A 20493-nucleotide genomic window follows, 5' to 3' on the forward strand; every position below is an offset into this window, starting at 1 on the left:
GACCCACCCGCCGAGCTCCAAGCCCTGATCGACGCCGTCACCACCGGACACGGTATTGACCTCTACCGCCGGATTTAACGAACTACCGGTAGAGCACCTAGTACTCCAGTGTGACTTCGCGATCTTGTAGGGACCCTGGTCGGTGACGGGTGCGGTCACCGCGTGATCATCGCGGTGTGTGGACTCCTTTCACCTGACCAGGCCAGCAAGGTGATCACAGGACGAGCATGAGCTTGCCGCCGGGGCGGCGGGATTGGCTGAGCTTGGCCGCTTCCTGGATCTGGTCGAGGGTGTAGGTGCGGGCGACCGGTACGACCAGGATGCCTTCGCCGGCGAGCCGGGCGAACTCATTCATCTGGTCGTAGCGGATCTCGGTGGTGATCCGGACGCCCAGTTCGGCTGCGGCGGCGAAGTCCGAGACGGTGAGGACACGGTCGGGGTCCCCGGTCAGCTCGATCAGGGTCGGCAGCGAGCCGCCGGCCGGACTGGGCTGGTCGGCGCGGTCGATCCGGCCCCCGGTCGGTGTGGTGTCCAGGGCGCGGTCCACGGGGCCCGGGGACAGTGCGCTGACGCGTTCGGCCATGCCCTCGCCGTAGGCGGTCACCTGGGCGCCGATCTCTTCCAGGGCGGCGGCCCGAGTCGGCCCGGTGGTGGCGATCACCCGAATACCCCGGTGCAGCCCGAAGCGCACCGCCGCCTCACCCACGGTGGTGCCCGCGCCGTGGACGAGCAGCAGCTCACCCGGCTGAACGCCGAGATCCTCGAGCGCACGCCACGCCGTCTCGGCCGCCATCGGCAGCGCAGCGGCCTGCTCGGCGGTTACGCCCTCGGGAATGCGTGCCCAGGCCGGCATCAGCGCGTACTCGGCGGCGCCGGCCGTCGGGCCGTCGAAGGTGGCCGGGCCGAACACACGGTCTCCGATCTGGACGCCGTCGACGCCCTCGCCGAGCGCGTCGACGGTGCCCGCGACCTCAAGGCCGAGCCCGCGCGGCAGCGGCGGCAGATGGTCCGCGAGGAGACCGTCGACGACGTGCCAGTCGGCCGGCGTCAGGCCGCACGCCCGCACAGCGATCCGGATCTGGCCGGGTCCGGGCTCCGGCTGTGGGACGTCGCGGAGCACGATCACGTCCGGGGAACCGAACCGGTCGAACTGCAGAGCCTTCATGACGACCTCCTGGCTGATGACAGCATCTGTTGTCATTGACCGTACCAGCCGATGACAGCTCCTGTTGTCGTAGGATGGTGGACATGCCGCGATGGGAATCCGACGCACAGGGCCGACTCGAACGCGCAGCGCTCCAGCTGTTCGAAACACAGGGGTTCGAGCGCACCTCGGTCGCGCAGATCGCAGACGCCGCCGGACTGAAGGAGCGCTCCTTCTATCGCTACTTCCCCGACAAGCGGGAAGTCCTCTTCGCCGGCAACGAACTCGAGGCCCACCTCGTCGCCCAGGTCGAGGCAGCCGACCCGGGCCTCACCCCGATCGATGCGCTGCTGACCGCGCTGGGAACCGCCGAGGAGATCTTCCGCCCACGCGAGTTCCTGCTGCGCCGGGGAAGAGTGATCGCCGCCAACCCGGCCCTGACCGAGCGCGATCTGATCAAGCTCGCCGACATCGCCGACGCGCTGGCACCGGCGCTCGAGCGCCGCGGCGTCGAGCCCGGCAAAGCACGCTTCCTCATCGACGTGGTACTGGCGATCCACCGGCGAGCCATGCCCCGCTGGCTAGCCGAGCCGGACACCACCCTCGCTCAGCTCATGGCCCAAGCCGCCGCCGAGCTGCGCGAAGTGGTCGCGCCGCAGGCTCCAACGATCCGCTGAGTCGGCCGAAAACATGCCTCGCAGGTAGGCGTAGAACTGGCTGTCCGGGAAACGGCCTTACCTCATTGCGGCTTCCTGGCCCATCTGGTGGGCTCCTTGAGAGATCGTCGCGGTAGTGACTGCGTCGAGCCGCTGACTGGTGGTGTCGGCGCCAACTGGACCAGTGCGGCAGTTTGGCCGTGGTGATGGCCGGCGGAGTGAGGACCGCAGTGAGCAGGCGACGGATCGCTGGGACGGTCAGATGTATCGGCTCATGTTTTCGGGTGGGGTGGTGCGGTTCTGTTGGCCGGTGGGGTGCCGCGCCGGCGACGGCGACGGCAGTGAGGAAGGCTAGGGCGAGCATGGCGAGGGTGATGTGCCGGTGCCATGCCGTCCAGTGCCTGACCTGGTAGTGGTCGATCCCGACCTGGCTCCTGGCGGCCTGGAAGCACTCCTCGATGCTCCAGCGGGCACCGGCGACGCGGACCAGTTCGGCCAGCGTCACTTCGGTGGGTGACCAGCACCGGTAGAAGGCGAGTTCGCCGGTGGTCCGGTTGCGGCGGATCAGCAGTGGCTTCGTCGACTGCGGAGGTTCGGATGTGGCCGGCCTCGGCGAGCTGGTCGGCCAGCTGGTGGCGAAAGGGGGCGCGTGTCGTCGAAGTCAGTGATGGGGGGTGTCGTCACGTCGGGCCTTTCGTGCGGACGGGTCATGCGGGATCCGCGACGGAGGGTGCGGCAGGGTTCGGGATGCTGGCCGTGGTGGGGGCGTACTGGGCGGCTTGAGCGTCGAACATGGCGGCGTACCGCCCGCGTGCGGCGATGAGCTCGTCGTGCGTGCCGTGTTCGCTGAGGTGTCCCGCGTTGAGGACGTAGATGTGGTCGGCGTGGCGGACACCGGACATGCGGTGGGTGACCAGGACGACGGCCCGGTTCGGAGCGGCAAGGCGGCGGATGCGGTCGAAGGCTTCGATCTCGGCCTCGGGATCGAGCGCGGAGGTGGGCTCATCCACGATGAGGACGCTGTCGGCCTGCGAGGTTGAGCTGCGCCAGTGGGTGCGGGCCAGCCCCACTTTCTGCCACTCGCCACCGGAGAGCTCGATCGCTCCGCGGAACATGCGGGCCAGCAGGCTGCGCAGACCGTCGGGGAGTTTGGCGATGACCGGGGCGGCGCCCGCATAGTCGACCGACGGCTCCAGGTCCTGCGATGTCGCGGCGTGGGCCGGGCGGCCGAGGCGGATGTTCATCTCGGCGGTTACCGGCCAGCGCTGGAAATCCTGGGTGAGCAGGGAGACACGCGCGAAGACCTGCGAGCGGTCGAGACCGGTCACGTCCTCTTCGCCCCAGCGCAGGGTGCCGGCTTGGGGCAGCAGCATCCCCGAAAGGATCTTCATCAGTGTGCTCTTGCCGGAGCCGTTCTCGCCGACCACAGCGGTGACCGACCCCATCGGCAGGGTCAGCGACACCTGCTGCAGGGCAGCCGTGTCACAGTCGGGATATCGGTAGGTGACGCCGTCGAGGGCGATCTCCCCGACCCGCTCGGGCACAGGGCAGCCGCCCTCGGGGATGGTGCGCCGTGCTGCCTCGGTCAGAAACCGGCCGTGATCGCGGACGTACAGCGACTCCTCGTGTAACTGGTTGATGTTCATCACCAGCCCGCCCAGGCTCGCCGAACCGGTCCGCACCACGATCACGGCGGTGCCGGCAATGGCCAGGCTCATGTGCCCGGAGAGGATGAGCCAGAACATGGCCGCGTACGTCGTGGCCAAGGCCAGGCCGGACAGCGCCGAGGCGACCCACTCGGTGAGGGCCTTGCTGGAGGCAAGTCGCTCCTGTTCGGCTTCGGCGCTCTCGGCCATGCGCTCGTAGCGGTCGAGGAGAAAGGTGCCCACGGCGTGGATGCGCACCTCCTGCGCGGCAGAGCGCTCAGTGAGCAGGTTGCCGATGAGGCGGCTGGCCCGCACATGCTCGATCCAGCTCATCACCGACACGTACCGTTCCTGCGCCACGCGCATGGCGCCCCAGCCACGCGGGGCCGCGATGAGGACCAGCATGGGCATCAGTACAGGGTCCAGAACGGCGAGCACACCGGCCGTGGCAATCAGCGAGATGATGCCGTTCAGCGCGGCGACGCAGGCTCCGATCATGCGGCGGGCGGAGCCGGGGCCGTGCTGTGCGATGTCGACGAGCCGGCGAAAGTCTGGGTCGTCGATGGCCTCCAGTTCGACGCTGACAGCGCCGGCCAGATACTGGGTGGTCGCGATCCGCTCGACCTTCGGCTCCAGGCGCCCCGCACGGGAGGTGGACCAGGCAGAGAGGGCGGAGTTGACGACACCGATGGCGGCGGCGGCCAGCAGGCCGGGTAACAGGGCGTGCAGCCGCTCGTTGGCGCTGCCCGTTCCGGCGAGCAGCGCGTGCATGACGGCGTTGACGGCGAGCAGCCCGATGGCCGCCGCGATGCCCTGGCCGACCTCGCTGACCGCCACGGCCAGCAGCGCCCGCCGGTCGGCCTGCCACGCCATACGCAGGGTGGCGCCGACGAGCGCGGGCATGGAGCGCAGCGCCGACATCATGGTCAGATCCAGGCCCGCATGCTCGTGTTGGGACCAGCCCATGTCGTAGCGCAGAGGTCCGCCGAAGAGTTCACGTTCCGCGTCGGAGACCTTGGGCTCGGCCATGCGGACTTTGCCGAAGAACCGCTTCACGCGCTGCCTCCCCGTACCGGCCAGTTCAGAGCCCGGTAGGACGGGCCATGGGTGAGCATGTGGAAGATGTGGCTGGTGTAGGGGTGGCATTCGGAGGGCGGCTGCTCGATCGACACCCAGAACAGCCCCTCGTGTTTGTCCGGCTCCGCGTTATGCGGTTCACCCGTCCACGACTGCGCCACGAAGACCGCGGTGATCCGGTCCGTGCCGCCGGGCTCGTGATGATGGACAAGCCCGCAGAACTCCTGCTGGTCGGCGTCGATCTGGATGCCGGTCTCCTCTGCCGCTTCGCGTCGTGCCGCGAGGTCCAGTGGTTCGCCAGCCTTGAGGTGGCCGCCTACGACGGTCAGTTTTCCCGGCGCGAGTGCTGCATCCGGATTGCGGCGAACGCACAGAGCGGCGCCATTCGCACGGAGCAGAATCTGCGCCACGTCTGCGATCAAGAGGTGAGCTTCGATCAACGCTGTCCCTCCCGCATGAGCTGCTCGACCGCGTGTCGGCCGCGCGTGGTGACGAACGGGCTGAGGGTGGAGGGGAGGGCCGCAGAGTCCGTCATGCCCGGTACCTCGTATCCGGACGTGACCCATCGGCGGTGGCGGCGGCTGCGTGAGCGCAGGTGGTCAAGGTGGCGCTGGTGATTTCGAACGCAAGATGAACCAAGGCAGGACGGCGTACGGGATGCATGGCGATTCCTCGGGAGAGATGCGGACAGGCGATCGGGTAACGGGACGCTTCTTGTCCCGTCACGGGGTCTTGGGAGCGAAATGTAGGACGGGATTTCGAATATGGGCGCCCCGCCCTCTGCTGGCTGTGCAGGAGAGCCGTAATCCTGTGTTCGATCACTCATGTGGGTTCCGGTCACTCTTCTGGGGGATGGCACGACGCAGGTTGGTGTCCGTCGCGCCCTCCATCGGGCTGCCGCGAGTGCGACGGCTTCGCGCGGCCCAAGGCGATCTCGAACGGGGATCGCACGCTCTCCATCCTGCGGATCAGTACCGCGCACCCTGGATACGTCTTATGCCCGGAAGGCGTCCCGAGGGTGGTGAGGCATCGTTAGAGCCAGCACACCGGCGCGGACTGTTGCGTCCTTGGACGCCTCGTTGATGTCCTTGAGCGACCTTGGCGAGGTGATCAGCGGATCGGCGTGCAACGTTCCGCGCTTCATCAGGTCCGCGGAGCGGGGGGCTGCTTTGGTCACCACTGACTCCACTGGGGTTTGTGGCGTGTAGCGGACCTCTCGGCGGTCGTCTACCACCCTCGCAACTCGGTGTGGATCAGGGCGTCGAAGAGTCCGGATTCGAGGGGAGACTGCTGCCCGCACCGGTGTTGGAACTGCCGGATGGATATCCGCATCCGGCGGTGGTGGCACCGTGGTGGACGGTCGCGATCAAGGCGAACCGGGACAACCACCACCCCGAAGAACACGTGCACATCGACCATCTGTTTGTCGCGGTCGTCGAGGCCCCGCGAGAGCCGGTGGCCGTGGCGGTCCACCCCTTCAAATGGGTGTCTGAGGTGGAACTCGGTGAGCTGTACGCCCCGGAGGACACGAAGGTCATCGGCAAGGAGCTCTTCGGCCGGATCGCCGAACTTGTTTCCCTCACGGTCTGAACTCACCGCTGGCCGGTAAAGCGGTCCGCTGCTCGGGCACATGGGCGATGCGCGTGGCGCGCAGTGCCTCATTGATCCATTCGGCGATGCGGGTGGCTGCGGCGTCGGGGAGTGCAGTCCGCCGGTCCAGGAGGCGGCTCCGGCGTGGTGCACCGCGGCAATCGACATCGGCACGGTGAGGGCCGGGACCAAGACCTCGTCGCCGGCCCCGATGCCTGCGGCCAGGAGCGCCACGTGCAACGCCGCGGTGCCGGAACTGACGCTGATGGCATGCGCCACGCCGAGCGCCTGGGCGAGGTCGTGTTCGTATGCGCGGGACCGCTAGGTGGTGAACAGGTCAGCCATGGGGCGTCCCTCTCCCGTCGGGGTCGGCACGGCAGAGGCGCGGGTCATGGACGGCTCCCGGTGAGGAAGGTGGAGAAGCCGGTCAGCGGCCACATGGGGGCAGGCAGTCGGCAGAGAAGAGGGCGCAGTCGACGCAGGTGCCGTCGTGGTCGAAGAGGGCAGCGGCACTGTGCTCCCTGATGGAGCGACGCCGCTCCACGGGGGTGGCGGCGATCTTGAGGCCAGACGGACAGTCCCATACAGATCCGTCCGGTTCGATGAAGTGCAGCCGAGTCCCACCGAAGCAGCTCGCGACGTGGCGGCTGGAGCCAGGCGTGATGGCGGCGAGGAACTGGTCTGGGTAGGTGGTGTCCGGCAAGCCCACGGGCCGAGTGCGCCACAGCCGCTCCAGCTCAGCGCCGACCGCTTCGATGTCCTGTTCCCGCAGGCTCAACTGGGTCTAGTTCGTCTGGAGGGAAGTGTCTTCAGGTGTCCAGGGGGCGCCAGGCGGGGCCGTTGCCGTCCCGCCGGACCTGCCCGAACACCACGTCGGCGAAGTGGATGCCGAAGCCGATCGTGTCAGGGTCTTCCAACTCGACGACGAGGCGGCGTCGGTGCTCGGCGGACCGCACAGGGTCGTGGTCGAAGGCCGAAGACCATTCAGGGTGGTCGATCTGGATCGGTGAGTGCAGGGCATCGCCGAAGGCGATCAGTCGCTGTCCACCCGAGGTGATGACGTACTCGGCGTGTCCGGCGGTGTGACCGGCGGTGATCCGCACGCGCACGCCTGGGAAGATCTCCTGCTCGTCCGTCACGGTACGCACGCGTGATGCCAGGGCTGTGACCTCCTGGGTCATGCCCTGTGCCGCCAGCAGGTCGCGCTGGGCCCATTCCGGCTCGGACACGAGGTAGTCGGCATGGGCGAACACGGGCCGGTCACCGCCTGGGGCGGGGTGCCAGGCCCAGCCGAGGTGATCGGAGTGCAGGTGGGTGAAGGCCACCATCTCGATCTCTTCCGGCCCGCGGCCGACCTCGGCCAGACTGTCCAGGAGCGCACCCCCGTGGATCACGCCGCGCGGCCCGTCCGGGGCCGCCGGGAGCGCCTGCGGTCCGAACCCCGCATCGATCAGCAGCGCGCGGCCGCCGTGCTCCACCAACAGACCGCCGATGCTCGCCACGAGGTTGCCCGAGGCGTCCAAATACTCCGGGTAGGCGGCCCACGTCTCATCGGTCGTGTCCTGGAGCAGATCGCGCGGCCTGAGCCGCACATCCCCGTCTGGCACGAAGGACACTCTCGTGTCGCCCAGCCATACCGAGCGGATTCCCGCCGGCCGCCGCAGTCGCTCGGCCTGGTCGGCCACGGAGTTCGCCATGGTCTCTCCCCTTTTTCGTCGGTGTCAGGTCATCGCCGCGCCTCGCGGCGGCAACAACGCAACCATAAGCATCAAGCTAGAAATATTCTAGCTGTAATTATTCTGGCTTGATGGACTTGCTAGGGTGGAGGCATGACGACGCCCCCGGAACCGCAGGCCCTCGCCGAGCGAGAGGTGTGCGGTCTGGTGAACGGACTGGCCCAGCAGATCGCCGATCACGTACGCGAACGCGCCGTCAACTTGGGCCTCACCGCGGCCCAGGCGACCGCGCTGCGGGAGATGACCGGACCGATGACCATGCGAGAGCTCGCCGAACGCATGAGCTGCGAACCCTCCAATGCCACCTTCGTCATCGACAAGCTCGAGAAGCAGGGCCTGGTCGAGCGCCACGCGCACCCCACAGACCGCCGCGCAAAGCAACTCGTCCTCACCGCCAAGGGCAATGCCCTCCGAGATCGGCTCCTCGAGCTCCTTGCTCAGGACTCACCGCTGGCCGGCCTCACCCCGCAGCAGCAGCGCCTTCTTCAGGACTTGCTTGAGCAAGCCATCACCCGCCCGTGAGCCGACTCTGGCAAGAGGAGTTGGGTGTTGGCTCTCCTTCAGGGACGTTCCTGATCAGGCCGTGAGGTCGTAGTTGTGCTGGTCGGGGGCGGGGTAGAGGCGTTCGTGTTCGTGGGCGAGGTGGTGTCGCCAGTAGGCGGCACAGTCGCCGTTGTCGATGAGGGCTCGGAGCGTGAGAACGGCCTCCGCCCCGTGGAGTCCCCAGCGGCTGCCGGTGATGTCGAGGCGGTCGCCGATCAAGTCGCGGCAGGCACCTTCGATCGGGCCGGTGGCGATCGGCCGCCCACACCGCCTCTGTGACGGTGATCACGGACGCCCCTTGGGGGGTGCTGCTTAGGCTTGGGCTGTTGTCGCGGTGAGGTTCGGGAGGGCGGACGACGCCCTCTGTATTCGCCTGACGATGCGTCAGGAAAGTCAGCAAGTGGTCAGCATGAGTCCTGAAAAACCAGGGACAGCTGCCCGAACGCGCGACTGGTTGTAAGGTGTGGAAACAGCCCTTGACCTGCAAATATGCAGGCAGGGAGCCGATTCATGGGAGTAGCTCGATGCTGCGTACTATGTTTAAGTCCAAGATCCACCGTGCCACGGTCACCCAGGCCGACCTGCACTACGTAGGCTCCGTCACCATCGCCGCCGACCTCCTCGACGCCGCCGACCTGCTGCCCGGCGAGCTCGTGCACATCGTCGACATCACCAACGGCGCCCGCCTGGAGACGTACACCATCGAGGGTGAACGCGGCAGCGGTGTCATCGGGATCAATGGGGCGGCCGCGCACCTCGTGCACCCCGGCGATAGGGTGATCATCATCAGCTACGCCCAGGTCGACGACGCCGAGGCCCGCACCCTGAGGCCCAAGGTCGTGCACGTGGACGGCCAGGAGAACCGCATCGTGGCCCTCGGCGACGACGCTGCCGCGCCGGTGCCGGGAGCCGATGGCATGGTGCGCAGCCCGCAGGCCGTGCGAGACCTCCAGGAGAGCCGATGAGCAGTGGGATCGAGATCCGCGACGACCGGGCACGCGGCGCCCTCGAAGCCCGCGCGGGCGGTGAAGTCGTCGGCCAGATCGTCTACTTCACGCTGGCCGACCCCGAGTCCGCGCTGGTGCCGGTGCATACCGAAGTCGTGCCCGCGCACGAGGGCGAGGGCATCGCGGGATTGCTCGCCAGGGAGCTGTACGCGATGGCGGCGCGGGAAGGTATCGCCGTCGCTCCCCTGTGTCCGTACGTCGTGAAGTGGGCCGAGCGGCATCCGGAGGAGGCGCCCGTCCCCTCGGGAGAGCTGGTCCGTGCCGCTCTGGACAAGGTGAAGTCGGATCCGGCCGCATGGTGACGCCGGGCCCGACACTCACTCTGCTGCACACCTCGCCCGTGCACGTCCCCGTCTTCGATGGGCTGCGGGACCAGGACCATCCCGGGTTCGCCCTGCGGCACCTCGTCCATCCGGACCTGCTCGCGCGGGCCCGTGCCGAGGGTCCTGACACGGTGGCCGGTGAGGTGGAGGCGCTGCTGAAGCGAGCCGTCGCCGACGGGGCGAGCGCCGTGCTCTGCACCTGCTCGACCATCGGTGCCGTCGCCGAGTCGCTCGCCCCCGCGGCCGGTGTGCCGGTCCTGCGGGTCGACCGGCCCATGGCGGCCGCCGCCGTGGCGGCGGGGCGTTCCGTCGCCGTCGTGGCCACGGTGGAGAGCACCTTGGAGCCGACCGTCGCTCTCGTCGAGGAGGAGGCCGCCCGCGCCGGGCGGCCCGTCGACATCACGACCGTTCTCGTGGACGGCGCCTGGGAGCGGTTCGAAGCCGGTGATCAGGACGGGTGCGCGCGCCTCGTCGCGCTCGCCGTCGACGGCTTGGCCGGTGTCGACGCCGTCGTCCTCGCCCAGGCTTCCATGGCGGACGCGGCGGACCGCACCACACTGCCGGTCCCGGTCGTCTCCAGCCCGCGCCCCGGACTGCGCGCCGCTGTTCTCCGGTGCGGTGCCGAGGCCAAGTCGTAGGCTGAGCGCGGGTGGTGAGTGACCACTCGCCACCCGCGTACTCACTTCGACATCGCGGGAGCGGACATGGCACAGCAGGACGAAGAGGTCGTGATCAGTCCCACCGGCTGGGTGGCCGAGCAGGCACGCGCATACGAGGAGTCGGGCGGCACGAAGGGCACCGGGGTCCAAGGTGTCACCTGCCTGCTGCTCGACTACCGCGGACGGCGCACGGGGCAGTTGCGCCGCACCGTACTGATCTACGGCCGCGACGGCGACGACTATCTCATCGTGGCGTCCAACGGCGGCGCCGACGAGCACCCCCTGTGGTACCTCAACCTTCTGGAGGAGCCCGACGTACGGCTCCGCGTGGGCACCGAGGAGCGATTCTCCGCGCGCGCCGAGACGCTGTCAGCCGAGGAGAAGGCGAGGGTCTGGCCGGGCCTCGTCGAGCTGTTCGCCCCCTATGCGGACTATCAGGCCAAGACGGAGCGTGACATTCCCGTCGTACGGCTCAGCCGCACCCAGGACTGACAGGACTGACAGGACCGAGGTCGGACGGCGCGCGGACGCGTGGACTCGGCGGGCGTGGGCACGCGAGGCGGGAGAGAGTGGACACGACCGATCTCCGACCTCGATGGAGGAGACATGACCCACCCGTACCCCGACCCCGCGCCGCCGAGCCCGATCCCCGACCCGAACGGGCCGAGCCCGGTGCCGGACCCCGAGCGGCCCACACCGGGCCCCGGCCCCGTGCCACGGCCCACACCGGGCCCACCGCCGACCCCGCTCCCGCCGCCGGGACCGGAGCCCGAGACCGAGCCGAAGCCGATCTGACGGTCGGGGGAGTGTCTAGGCCTCCACCTCCGAGCGGTCACCGCCCCACAGGGTGTGGAACGACCCTTCGCGGTCCGTACGCCGATAGGTGTGCGCTCCGAAGAAGTCGCGCTGCCCCTGTGTGAGCGCGGCCGGCAGACGGTCCGAGCGCAGTGCGTCGTAGTACGCGAGGGCAGCCGAGAAGCCCGGCGTGGGGACACCCTGCTGGGTGGCCGCGACCAGGACCGCGCGCCAGTCGTCCTGGGCCGCGTCGATCTCCTGCGCGAACGTCTTGTCCGAGAGCAGGCTCGGCAGGTCGGCGCGCGCGTCGTACGCGGCGCGGATGCGGTCCAGGAAGGCGGCCCGGATGATGCAGCCGCCGCGCCAGATCGAGGCCACCGCGCCCAGGTCGATGTGCCAGCCGTACTCCTCGCTGCCCGCGGCGATCTCGTGGAAGCCCTGCGTGTACGACACGATCTTCGAGGCGTACAGCGCCTGCTCGACCTGGTCGGCGAACGCCGCGGCCTCGGCCTCGCCCAGCGGGCGCGCCGTCGGGCCCGCCAACTCCTTGGACGCCGCCCGCAGTTCGGTGTGGCCCGAGAGCGAGCGGGCGAACACCGCCTCCGCGATGCCCGACACCGGAACCCCCAGGTCGAGGGCGATCTGCACGGTCCAGCGGCCCGTGCCCTTCTGCTCGGCCTGGTCCTGGACCACGTCCACGAACGGCTTGCCCGTCGCGGAGTCCACGTGCTTCAGGACCTCCGCCGTGATCTCGATCAGGTAGGAGTCGAGGCGGCCGGTGTTCCAGGTGCGGAAGATGTCCGCGATCTGCGCGGGGGAGTAGCCCGCGACATCGCGGAGGAGTTGATACGCCTCGGCGATCAACTGCATGTCCGCGTACTCGATGCCGTTGTGCACCATCTTCACGAAGTGCCCCGCGCCGTCCGGGCCGACGTGGGTGACACAGGGGGCGCCGTCCTCCGCCTTCGCTGAGATCTTCTCCAGCATCGGGCCCAGCGAGGCGTACGACTCCTCTGAGCCGCCCGGCATGATGCTCGGGCCGAGCAGCGCGCCCTCCTCGCCGCCCGAGACGCCCGTGCCGACGAAGTGGATGTTCTGCTCACGCAGTTCGCGCTCGCGGCGCCGGGTGTCGGCGAAGTGCGCGTTGCCGCCATCAATGATCATGTCGCCCGGCTCCATGAGCGGGGCGAACTCCTTGATGACGGCGTCCGTGGGCTCGCCCGCCTTCACCATGATGACGAGGCGACGCGGGCGCTCCAGGGCCGCGACGAATTCCTTGGCGGTCTCGGTGGAGATGAACTCGCCCTCGTGGCCGAATTCCTCGACCAATGCGTGGGTCTTGGCCGCCGTGCGGTTGTGGAGGGCGACCGTATAGCCGTTGCGTGCGAAATTACGGGCCAGATTGCGCCCCATGACCGCGAGGCCAGTGACACCGATCTGGGCTGACGTGCTGCTCATGCAGTGGCTCCTGGAAGTGGAAGTGCCGGTGGTGTTCGCCAGTATTGCCCCGCGGCGTAGCGTGACATTCCGACACTGTGTCCGACGGAGGAGCCGCCCGTGCCTCATTTCGACATGCCGCTCGACGAACTGCGCCGCTACCGGCCCGACATGACCGAGCCCGAGGATTTCGACGCCTTCTGGGAGAAGACCCTTTCAGCCGCACGCGAGTACGACCTGGACGCGCGCTTCGCCCCTGTCGACGCACACCTGAGCACGGTCGACGTCTTCGACGTGACGTTCGCGGGGTTCGGCGGCCATCCCGTCAAAGGCTGGCTGATACTGCCCGCCGGGACGACCGAGCCGCTGCCCACCGTCGTCCAGTACATCGGGTACGGCGGCGGCCGCGGACTCCCGCACGAGCATCTGCTGTGGTCGGCGGCGGGCTTCGCCCACTTCGTGATGGACACCCGGGGGCAGGGCCTCGGCGGTTCGGGGGGTGACACACCGGACCCGGTCGGCAGCGGGCCCGCGTATCCCGGCTATATGACGCGTGGCATCGAGGACCCTCACGAGTACTACTACCGGCGCGTCTTCACCGACGGCGTACGTGCCGTGGAGGCGGCCCGTACGCATCCGCTGGTGGACTCCTCGCGCGTCGCCGCGATCGGCGGAAGCCAGGGCGGCGGGATCACGCTGGCCGTCGGCGGGCTCGTCCCCGACCTGGCGGCGATCGCGTCCGACGTGCCGTTCCTGTGCGACTTCCCGCGCTCCACGACCCTCACGGACAGGCCCCCATATAGAGAGATCGCTCTCTATATGAAGGCGAGGCGCGGCTCCGAAGAGCGCGTCTTTCGCACGCTCTCCTACTTCGACGGCGTGCACTTCGCCGCACGGGGCACGGCTCCCGCGCTCTTCTCGTCGGCCCTCGAGGACATGACGTGCCCGCCGTCCACCGTGTTCGCGGCGCACAACGCCTATGCGGGCGCCGAGCGGTCGATGGAGGTGTACGCCTTCAACGATCACGAGGGTGGTGGCCCCTACCAGCAAGGTGTCCAACTCAGGTGGCTCGCGGAGCACTTGAAGGGCTGACCCGTCGGGTGCCTCCTCGGTCACGCACCCTTGTCACGGTTCGGTCGGAGCGGCTAACTTGCCGCCTTGTCGTGTGTCTGACGTGACCGTTCTGACATGACTGTTCTGACGTGACTGTGAAGTGTGTGACTGAGGGGGCTCTCATGGCCGTACGCGGTCGGCACCGCCGGTATCAGCCGAACCGGATCAACCGGGCATCGCTGACCGTCACGGCGGGCGGCGCCGGGATGGCGCTCCCGCTCATCGGCACCGGCACGGCGGACGCGGCCGACGTCGACACCTGGAACAAGGTCGCGGCCTGCGAGTCCACCAACAACTGGAGCATCAACACCGGCAACGGCTACTACGGCGGCCTCCAGTTCACGCAGTCCACCTGGGAGGCGTACGGCGGCACGGTCTACGCCCCGCGCGCCGACCGCGCCACCAAGGACCAGCAGATCGCCGTCGCCGAGAAGGTCCTCAAGGCGCAGGGCCCCCGCGCCTGGCCGGTCTGCTCGGAGCGGGCGGGCCTGACGCGGGGCGGGGACACACCCGACGTCACGCCGATGGGCGCGCCCAAGAAGGCGGCGCCGAAGGCCCCCAAGGCGGTCAAGCGCGAGGTCAAGGACGTCAAGCCGGAAGTGACCCCGCAGTCCACCGCGGGCCGCGGCCAGATGTACACGGTCGTGCACGGCGACACGCTCTCCGGGATCGCCGACGAGCGCCGTGTCAGCGGCGGCTGGCAGCAGTTGTACGACACCAACCGCAAGGAGATCGGCGGCGACCCCGACCTGATCACGCCGGGCCAGCGGCTCGCGTTGCAGGCTTCGAAGAAGAAGTCAGGGAAGCCGGAGGCCGCGCCCAGGCCGCGGACGGAACCGAAGCAGCGGGCCGAGCCGAAACCGCAGCCGAAGGCAGAGCCGAAGCCGAAGGCAGAGCCCAAGAAGGCCGAGCCCAGGAAGGCGAAGCCCGCCCAGGCCTCCCAGGGCTTCTCCGCACCCGTGGCCGCCTCGCCGAGCACCCCCTACCGCGCCGCGGGCGGCTCCTGGTCGAAGGGCTACCACACGGGAGTCGACTTCCCCGTGGCCACCGGCACGTCCGTGAAGTCCGTCGCCGCGGGCACAGTCGTCTCATCCGGCTGGGCAGGATCGTACGGCTACGAAGTGGTGATCCGGCACGCCGACGGCAAGTACTCCCAGTACGGCCACCTGTCGGCGCTCACCGTGAAGGCCGGGCAGAAGGTGGGCGCGGGACAGCGCATCGCGCGCTCGGGGTCCACGGGCAACAGCACGGGCCCGCATCTGCACTTCGAGGTGCGGACGGGGCCCGGCTTCGGTTCCGATGTCGATCCGCTCGCCTATCTGCGCTCCGGCGGCGTACGGATCTGAGCCGAACGAAGAGCTCGCGAAGAAGCTTGCAAAGGCCTTGAAGGCCTTCAGGAGCCGATGCGTTCGCGTCCGTGGCGGAACAGCACCCGCCGGTGCGTCGCAGCGGCAGGCTGGGAAGGCACCGCGGGCAGCTCGTCCGCCCGCGCCTCCGGGGACTCGGCATCGGCTGCCACAGGACCGCCCTTGGCCACCGGGAGAGTCGACGAAGGCACACGAACCGCCGCGCCGATCCGCTCCGTGGTCAGCAGTATCAGGCCGCCGGCCGCGACGACTCCGAAGCCCAGGGCGACGGCCGTACCCGCGTTGCCGTAGCGGAACGATTCGCCGAAGAGCGTGAGGCCCACCGCGGCCGCCACGACCGGATTCACGACCGTCACCGTCGACAGCGGCGCCGCAAGGCCCGCGCCCCGGTACGAGGCCTGCGAGATCAGCACACCGGCCGAGGCCAGGACGGCGATCACCGCGAGGCTCGGCACCTGGTGTGTCAGGGACTCGTTCGCATCCCAGTCCACCGCCACCGTCTTGGTGAACACGGAGGCGATACCGAAGGCGACGCCTGCCGCGCTGGCGAGCAGCACACTGCGCACCACCGGGTGCCGGTGCACCGCGTGGGCCACGATCATGAGTGCCACCACGGCGCCGCCGGTGGCGAGGGCCACCATGACCCGCTCGGCGTCGTCCAGGGACCGCGCGTCGGCCGACTGCGTCAGGGAGAGCAGACCGGCGAGGCCCACGGTCGCCATGATCGCGCCGCGCCATGCGGTCGCCCCCGCCTTGCGCCCTACGAAGAGAGCGGCCATCGGCAGAGCGAAGACGATGGTGAGCGCGCCGAGCGGCTGCACCAGGCTCAGCGGCCCGTACGCGAGCGCCACCACGTGCAGCAGCGCACCGAGGCTGTTGAGACCGATCGCGATCCACCAGGTGCCGCGGCGCAGCGGTGCGTACCGCCGCTCCGGCGTGCTCACGGCGACGCGCTCCTGAAGGATGGCCCCGCCCGCGTAGGCCACGGCGGAGACGAGGGAGAGCAGCACGGCGACGGTGAGGGCACTCATGAGGTGCTCCACGACATGCGATGCGCCCTGACGTGAGCCCGGGGCGTCCGGCGAGGCGAACGGTCGGCTTCCATAGTCACTACGATCTCGTGAATTTCGATCCACGTCGTCGTACCTCAGCAGGCATTGGGTCCTACTGCCGATGGAGTACGACCGGGAAGATGTCCTCCCACGGGTGGGTTACGCAGCGGTTCGGTGGATCATCCAGAATGTTGCGGAAACGTGTGCGAGCGCCGTCAAGAATACCTCCGCGAGGGCCTCTGGGCGCGGCGTGAGCGGACGCCCGCACCCCACCCGGGGCGGTGGCCCTCCACTGGGCTCACGCCCTCTCGAACGCCCGCCTGCGAGCTCGACGAAACTCATCTGACCTGGGCTTTTGTCGCCGCCGCCGATATTCTGGCCCCTCGTGGAAAGGGGTCCGGATGCACCGGAACATACGCAGCGTCGACGACGTCATGAAGCTCCTCGACGGCCTGTTCGCGCCCGAGGCCGACCGCTGGACCGCCGACGCGGCGAGCTGGTGGGACGGCTTCTACACCGACCGCACCCGGCCGGTCCCGTTCTTCGTGGCGAAACCCGACGAAAACCTGGCCTCGTACGTCGAGCGGGGCCTGATCCCCCCCGGCCGAGCCCTCGATCTCGGCTGCGGTCCCGGCCGCAACGCCCTCCATCTGGCCGCCCAGGGGTTCAGGGTGGACGCGGTCGACCTCTCCCCGGAGGCCGTCGCCTGGGCCGGGGAGCGGGCCCGTGAGGCCGGGGCGGACATCCGGTTCCACCTCGGTGACGCCTTCGAGCTCACGGAGGCCGAACTGTGCGGTCCGTACGACCTGATCCACGACTCCGGCTGCTTCCACCACCTGCCGCCCCACCGCCGCGTCAGCTACCTCGCGCTGCTCGACCGCGCCCTCGCCCCGGGCGGCCACCTCGCCCTCACCTGCTTCGCGACCGGCGAGATGGGCTCCGAGCTGCCCGACGCGGACTTCTACCGCGAGTCCGGCCTCCAGGGCGGCCTCGCCTACACGGCGGAGTCCCTGCGCTGGATCTTCGCCGACTTCACGGAGGTGGAACTGCGCCGCATGAACGACGAACCGCCCGAGTCCGCCTGCTTCGGCGAGCCCTTCCTGTGGACGGCCCTGTTCCGCAAGGACGCATAGGCTCTCCTCCCGTGAAAGCCCCTCTCGACCTGACAGAAGTCGGCTCCGTCGGTGGATTCTTCGTCCTGCGTACGGGGGCGCCGCCGAGCGGCGCCCAAGTGGCGCCATTGGCACGGGTATACGCGGGAGACAACCGGCCCCTCGCGTTCCGCGTCGACAAGGTCGCCGCCCGGCTCGGGGCGCCCGACGTGCGCGTCGCGGTGTCCGTGGCGCAGTTGGGGCTCGCGGCACGGCTGTGGTCCGTGGCGCTCGGCTCCGCCGCACTGCACGGCGAAGTGCCGGACCTCGACCCGGAGCTGCTCCACTGGGACGCGGACGGCAGCTCGCCCGACGACCTGTGGCTGACGGATGTGACGACGCGGCCCGCCGACGCCGCAAGCATCCGGGACGCCGTGCAGTTCGGCCATCTGGCGCCCCTGGCCGATACCTTGCGCACGCGGTACCGGATCTCCGCACCCCTGCTGTGGGGCAACGCGGGCTCCGCCCTCGCAGGAGCGGCCCGCGAACTCCACACCTGGGCGCGGCGCACGGGGCGTGCGGAAGTGGGGGAGCGCGCACTGGCCCTGGCCGCCGAACTCTTCGACCACCCCGACCTGCGCGGCACCGGAACCCTCGACGGCACCGCCTTCCGGCGCCGTAGCTGCTGCCTCTACTACCGCTTCCCCAACGGTGGTCTGTGCGGGGACTGTTGCTTTGAACGGCCGCCCCAGAGGTCAGTGCGGGACTCTTCCCCACCGGGCGCTTCTGGGTGACCATGAGAGTGCGGGCGGCCGGCGGCTGGGGCGGACGGACGAGGGGGTTCTGCGTGCGAGTAGGACTGCTCACGCGGGAGTATCCGCCGGACGTCTATGGCGGCGCCGGAGTCCATGTCGAGTTCCTCGCAAGGGAGTTACGCTCCCTCGTCGATGTCGACGTGCACTGCTGGGGAAAGCAGGGCGGCGCCGAAGGACTCGTACGGCATCAGGCCTGGGACGCCCTCGAAGGGGCCAATGACGCCCTGCGTACCTTCTCCGTGGACCTGGCCATGGCGGCCGCCACCGCGGGATGCGACCTGGTCCACTCCCACACCTGGTACGCCAACCTCGCGGGCCACTTCGGCAAGCTCCTGCACGGCATACCGCACGTCATGACCGCACACTCGCTGGAGCCTCTGCGCCCCTGGAAGGCCGAGCAGCTCGGCGGCGGCTATGCCCTGTCCGGCTGGGCCGAGCGCACCGCCGTCGAGGCCGCCGACGCGGTGATCGCCGTCTCGCACGGCATGAGGGCCGACATCCTGGGCTGCTACCCGGCCATCGACCCGGCGAAGGTGCGCGTCGTCCACAACGGCATCGACACCGGCCTGTACCGCCCCGACCCCCGTACGGACGTCCTGGAGCGCCTGGGTATCGATCCCGAGCGCCCCTACGTCCTGTTCGTCGGCCGCATCACCCGGCAGAAGGGTGTGCCCCATCTTCTGCGCGCGGCAAAGGAATTGGACCCTGCCACGCAGCTCGTGCTCTGCGCGGGCGCCCCCGACACCCCGCAGATCGACGCCGAGTTCCGCACCCTCTTCGAGGAGCTGAGCCGCGCCCGCGGGGGAGTCCACTGGATACCGGAGATGCTGCCGCGCCCGCAGATCGTCCAACTCCTCACCCACGCCCGGGTGTTCGTCTGCCCTTCGGTGTACGAGCCGCTCGGCATCGTCAATCTGGAAGCCATGGCCTGCGGAACCCCGGTCGTGGCATCGGACGTCGGCGGCATCCCCGAGGTGGTCGCCGACCGCAGCACGGGACTCCTCGTCCCGTACGAGGAGCGGGAGCCCGCGGCCTTCGAGGCGCGGCTCGCACAAGTGCTGAACGAACTGGTCGACGATCCGCGCGCCGCACGACGCATGGGTGAAGCCGGACGCGACCGCGCCGTGCTGGAGTTCGGCTGGGACGCGGTCGCGCGCCGCACGACCGACATGTACGAGGAGTTACTCGAGTCCAAGTGATCCCAGTTAAGGGGGCGGCGCGATGCGCGGTGGACCTTCGGTGCTCGGAATCGTCCTGGCGGGCGGTGAGGGGAAACGGCTGCAACCCCTCACGGCTGACCGGGCCAAACCAGCGGTCACGTTCGGCGGCACGTACCGCCTCGTCGACTTCGTGCTCTCCAACCTCGTCAACGGCGACATCCTGCGGATCTGCGTCCTGACCCAGTACAAGTCGCACTCCCTGGACCGTCATGTCACCACCACCTGGCGGATGTCGAGCCTCCTCGGCAACTACGTCACCCCGGTCCCGGCCCAGCAACGCCTGGGCCCGCGCTGGTACTTGGGCAGTGCGGACGCGATCCTGCAGTCCCTCAACCTCGTCCATGACGAACAGCCCGACTACATCGCGGTGTTCGGCGCCGACCACGTCTACCGCATGGACCCCCGGCAGATGCTCAATCAGCACTTCGAGAGCGGTGCGGGAGTGACGGTCGCGGGAATCCGCGTGCCGCGCGCGGACGCCGCTTCCTTCGGCATCATCACGCCCGCGCGGGACGGCACACGCGTCGACCGCTTCCTGGAGAAGCCCACCGACCCGCCGGGACTTCCGGGCTCACCGCACGAGGTGTTCGCCTCCATGGGCAACTACGTCTTCACCACGAAGACCCTCGTCGACGCCATCCAGCAGGACGCCGAGGACAACCACTCCGTGCACGACATGGGCGGCTCCATCCTGCCCATGCTCACCGAGCGCGGCCTGGCCCAGCTGTACGACTTCGACGACAACCACGTGCCCGGGGAGACCGCGCGCGACCACGGCTACTGGCGTGATGTCGGCTCGCTCGACGCATACTACGAAGCACACATGGACCTGATCTCGGACCAGCCGGTCTTCAACCTGGACAACCGGCGCTGGCCCATCTACACCCACCCGGGCGGTCTGCCGCCCGCCAAGTTCTGCGCGGGCGGCATCGCGAGCGAGTCCATCGTCAGCCCCGGTTGCGTCATCCGCGGCCAGGTCACCCGGTCCGTGCTCTCGCCCGGCGTGACGGTCGAGCAAGGGGCGGTCGTGCAGGGTTCGGTGCTGCACGACAACGTACGCGTGGGCAGGGGAGCGGTGGTGCGGGGCGCGGTCCTCGACAAGAACGTGGATGTACCGCCCGGGGCGACGATCGGCGTCAACCCCGAGCGGGACGAAGAGCTGTACACGGTGTCGAAGGGCGGCGTGATCGCGCTGGGGAAGGGGCAAGCGGTTCCGCTGTGA

General features: G+C 69.2%; 21 protein-coding genes and 2 pseudogenes. 14 read left to right on the forward strand and 9 right to left on the reverse strand.

The features are described from left to right. Positions 1-214: 214 nt before the first annotated feature. On the reverse strand, positions 215-1165 hold the full coding sequence (locus ACGFSB_RS31450; RefSeq protein ID WP_393406242.1) for an NADP-dependent oxidoreductase: 951 nt from the start codon (positions 1163-1165) through the stop codon (positions 215-217). 83 nt (positions 1166-1248) lie between these two features. On the opposite strand from ACGFSB_RS31450, the gene ACGFSB_RS31455 reads away from it, so the two are divergent. Beyond that, complete coding sequence (locus ACGFSB_RS31455; RefSeq protein WP_393406244.1) at positions 1249-1821, forward strand: TetR/AcrR family transcriptional regulator; 573 nt, start codon at positions 1249-1251, stop codon at positions 1819-1821. A 686-nt stretch (positions 1822-2507) separates the two neighbouring features. On the opposite strand, the gene ACGFSB_RS31460 is transcribed toward ACGFSB_RS31455, so the two are convergent. Both ACGFSB_RS31460 and ACGFSB_RS31465 read right to left on the reverse strand, forming a co-directional pair. Then, the gene (locus tag ACGFSB_RS31460) at positions 2508-4502 is read right to left on the reverse strand and encodes an ABC transporter ATP-binding protein (protein WP_393406246.1); all 1995 of its coding nucleotides are present in this window, start codon (positions 4500-4502) and stop codon (positions 2508-2510) included. Next, positions 4499-4945 (reverse strand): NUDIX domain-containing protein, encoded by a 447-nt coding sequence (locus ACGFSB_RS31465; RefSeq protein WP_393406248.1) that lies wholly within the window; start codon positions 4943-4945, stop codon positions 4499-4501. The genes ACGFSB_RS31460 and ACGFSB_RS31465 overlap by 4 nt, the downstream gene beginning before the upstream one ends. Positions 4946-5771: 826 nt before the next feature. Between ACGFSB_RS31465 and ACGFSB_RS31470 the strand changes: the two genes are divergently transcribed. After that, a complete protein-coding gene (locus ACGFSB_RS31470) occupies positions 5772-6113 on the forward strand; it encodes a hypothetical protein (protein ID WP_393406251.1) in 342 nt (113 codons plus the stop codon). 138 nt (positions 6114-6251) lie between these two features. On the opposite strand, the pseudogene ACGFSB_RS31475 reads toward ACGFSB_RS31470, so the two are convergent. The 3 genes and pseudogenes from ACGFSB_RS31475 to ACGFSB_RS31485 all read right to left on the reverse strand — a co-directional run. After that, positions 6252-6416 (reverse strand): annotated as a pseudogene (locus ACGFSB_RS31475) (DegT/DnrJ/EryC1/StrS family aminotransferase); the annotation flags it as partial. A gap of 124 nt (positions 6417-6540) precedes the next feature. Then, positions 6541-6891, reverse strand: a complete 351-nt coding sequence (locus ACGFSB_RS31480; RefSeq protein WP_393406253.1) for a hypothetical protein — start codon at positions 6889-6891, stop codon at positions 6541-6543. Positions 6892-6922: 31 nt separating this feature from the next. Next, positions 6923-7810, reverse strand: a complete 888-nt coding sequence (locus ACGFSB_RS31485) for an MBL fold metallo-hydrolase (RefSeq protein ID WP_393406255.1) — start codon at positions 7808-7810, stop codon at positions 6923-6925. Positions 7811-7942: 132 nt separating this feature from the next. Here ACGFSB_RS31485 and ACGFSB_RS31490 point away from each other — a divergent pair, with 132 nt between their 5' ends. Then, positions 7943-8371, forward strand: coding sequence for a MarR family winged helix-turn-helix transcriptional regulator (locus ACGFSB_RS31490; protein WP_393406257.1), 429 nt, complete (start codon positions 7943-7945; stop codon positions 8369-8371). A gap of 54 nt (positions 8372-8425) precedes the next feature. Here the strand turns inward: ACGFSB_RS31490 and ACGFSB_RS31495 are convergent. After that, positions 8426-8662, reverse strand: a pseudogene (locus tag ACGFSB_RS31495) (ISKra4 family transposase); the annotation flags it as partial. Positions 8663-8916: 254 nt separating this feature from the next. Here ACGFSB_RS31495 and panD point away from each other — a divergent pair. From panD to ACGFSB_RS31520, 5 genes are all read left to right on the forward strand, one after another. Next, positions 8917-9357, forward strand: a complete 441-nt coding sequence (gene panD, locus ACGFSB_RS31500) for an aspartate 1-decarboxylase (RefSeq protein WP_393406259.1) — start codon at positions 8917-8919, stop codon at positions 9355-9357. Next, entirely contained in the window at positions 9354-9701 is a 348-nt protein-coding gene (locus ACGFSB_RS31505; RefSeq protein ID WP_393406261.1) for a GNAT family N-acetyltransferase, read from the forward strand. The genes panD and ACGFSB_RS31505 overlap by 4 nt, the downstream gene beginning before the upstream one ends. Then, the gene (locus tag ACGFSB_RS31510) at positions 9695-10360 is read left to right on the forward strand and encodes an aspartate/glutamate racemase family protein (RefSeq protein ID WP_393406263.1); all 666 of its coding nucleotides are present in this window, start codon (positions 9695-9697) and stop codon (positions 10358-10360) included. Before ACGFSB_RS31505 ends, ACGFSB_RS31510 begins: the two co-directional genes overlap by 7 nt. A 66-nt stretch (positions 10361-10426) precedes the next feature. Continuing rightward, a complete protein-coding gene (locus ACGFSB_RS31515; RefSeq protein WP_393406265.1) occupies positions 10427-10873 on the forward strand; it encodes a nitroreductase family deazaflavin-dependent oxidoreductase in 447 nt (148 codons plus the stop codon). A gap of 114 nt (positions 10874-10987) precedes the next feature. Next, entirely contained in the window at positions 10988-11176 is a 189-nt protein-coding gene (locus tag ACGFSB_RS31520; protein WP_393406267.1) for a hypothetical protein, read from the forward strand. 15 nt (positions 11177-11191) lie between these two features. Here ACGFSB_RS31520 and gndA read toward each other — a convergent pair whose 3' ends face one another. After that, positions 11192-12634, reverse strand: a complete 1443-nt coding sequence (gene gndA, locus ACGFSB_RS31525; RefSeq protein ID WP_393406269.1) for an NADP-dependent phosphogluconate dehydrogenase — start codon at positions 12632-12634, stop codon at positions 11192-11194. 99 nt (positions 12635-12733) lie between these two features. On the opposite strand from gndA, the gene ACGFSB_RS31530 reads away from it, so the two are divergent. Next, positions 12734-13705 (forward strand): acetylxylan esterase, encoded by a 972-nt coding sequence (locus ACGFSB_RS31530; RefSeq protein WP_393406271.1) that lies wholly within the window; start codon positions 12734-12736, stop codon positions 13703-13705. Positions 13706-13848: 143 nt separating this feature from the next. After that, positions 13849-15072 carry a transglycosylase family protein gene (locus ACGFSB_RS31535; protein ID WP_393406274.1) on the forward strand — a complete coding sequence of 408 codons (1224 nt, stop codon included), beginning with the start codon at positions 13849-13851 and terminating at the stop codon, positions 15070-15072. A gap of 47 nt (positions 15073-15119) precedes the next feature. Here ACGFSB_RS31535 and ACGFSB_RS31540 read toward each other — a convergent pair whose 3' ends face one another. Further along, a complete protein-coding gene (locus ACGFSB_RS31540; RefSeq protein WP_393406276.1) occupies positions 15120-16124 on the reverse strand; it encodes a DMT family transporter in 1005 nt (334 codons plus the stop codon). A 422-nt stretch (positions 16125-16546) separates the two neighbouring features. Between ACGFSB_RS31540 and ACGFSB_RS31545 the strand changes: the two genes are divergently transcribed. Genes ACGFSB_RS31545 through glgC form a run of 4 tightly spaced genes read left to right on the forward strand, consistent with a single transcriptional unit; the run spans position 16547 to position 20493 of the window. Continuing rightward, complete coding sequence (locus tag ACGFSB_RS31545) at positions 16547-17278, forward strand: class I SAM-dependent methyltransferase (protein ID WP_393406279.1); 732 nt, start codon at positions 16547-16549, stop codon at positions 17276-17278. 11 nt (positions 17279-17289) lie between these two features. Next, positions 17290-18030, forward strand: a complete 741-nt coding sequence (locus tag ACGFSB_RS31550; RefSeq protein ID WP_393406281.1) for an IucA/IucC family C-terminal-domain containing protein — start codon at positions 17290-17292, stop codon at positions 18028-18030. Between the two features lie 53 nt (positions 18031-18083). Beyond that, positions 18084-19250: a glycogen synthase gene (glgA, locus tag ACGFSB_RS31555; protein ID WP_393406284.1), complete on the forward strand. Its 1167-nt coding sequence runs from the start codon at positions 18084-18086 to the stop codon at positions 19248-19250. Positions 19251-19272: 22 nt separating this feature from the next. Further along, entirely contained in the window at positions 19273-20493 is a 1221-nt protein-coding gene (gene glgC / locus ACGFSB_RS31560; RefSeq protein WP_393406287.1) for a glucose-1-phosphate adenylyltransferase, read from the forward strand.

It is taken from the genome of Streptomyces sp. NPDC048441 (genome assembly GCF_043200235.1).
Taxonomy (GTDB): Bacteria; Actinomycetota; Actinomycetes; order Streptomycetales; family Streptomycetaceae; genus Streptomyces.

Excerpts from the sequence above, each read along its gene's own strand:
- ACGFSB_RS31485 (WP_393406255.1), bottom strand. The coding sequence starts at position 7,810 with ATGGCGAACTCCGTGGCCGACCAGGCCGAGCGACTGCGGCGGCCGGCG.
- ACGFSB_RS31545 (WP_393406279.1), top strand. The coding sequence starts at position 16,547 with ATGCACCGGAACATACGCAGCGTCGACGACGTCATGAAGCTCCTCGAC.
- ACGFSB_RS31450 (WP_393406242.1), bottom strand. The coding sequence starts at position 1,165 with ATGAAGGCTCTGCAGTTCGACCGGTTCGGTTCCCCGGACGTGATCGTG.
- gndA (WP_393406269.1), bottom strand. The coding sequence starts at position 12,634 with ATGAGCAGCACGTCAGCCCAGATCGGTGTCACTGGCCTCGCGGTCATG.
- glgC (WP_393406287.1), top strand. The coding sequence starts at position 19,273 with ATGCGCGGTGGACCTTCGGTGCTCGGAATCGTCCTGGCGGGCGGTGAG.
- panD (WP_393406259.1), top strand. The coding sequence starts at position 8,917 with ATGCTGCGTACTATGTTTAAGTCCAAGATCCACCGTGCCACGGTCACC.
- ACGFSB_RS31515 (WP_393406265.1), top strand. The coding sequence starts at position 10,427 with ATGGCACAGCAGGACGAAGAGGTCGTGATCAGTCCCACCGGCTGGGTG.
- ACGFSB_RS31510 (WP_393406263.1), top strand. The coding sequence starts at position 9,695 with ATGGTGACGCCGGGCCCGACACTCACTCTGCTGCACACCTCGCCCGTG.
- ACGFSB_RS31455 (WP_393406244.1), top strand. The coding sequence starts at position 1,249 with ATGCCGCGATGGGAATCCGACGCACAGGGCCGACTCGAACGCGCAGCG.
- ACGFSB_RS31490 (WP_393406257.1), top strand. The coding sequence starts at position 7,943 with ATGACGACGCCCCCGGAACCGCAGGCCCTCGCCGAGCGAGAGGTGTGC.
- ACGFSB_RS31535 (WP_393406274.1), top strand. The coding sequence starts at position 13,849 with ATGGCCGTACGCGGTCGGCACCGCCGGTATCAGCCGAACCGGATCAAC.
- ACGFSB_RS31520 (WP_393406267.1), top strand. The coding sequence starts at position 10,988 with ATGACCCACCCGTACCCCGACCCCGCGCCGCCGAGCCCGATCCCCGAC.
- ACGFSB_RS31540 (WP_393406276.1), bottom strand. The coding sequence starts at position 16,124 with ATGAGTGCCCTCACCGTCGCCGTGCTGCTCTCCCTCGTCTCCGCCGTG.
- ACGFSB_RS31505 (WP_393406261.1), top strand. The coding sequence starts at position 9,354 with ATGAGCAGTGGGATCGAGATCCGCGACGACCGGGCACGCGGCGCCCTC.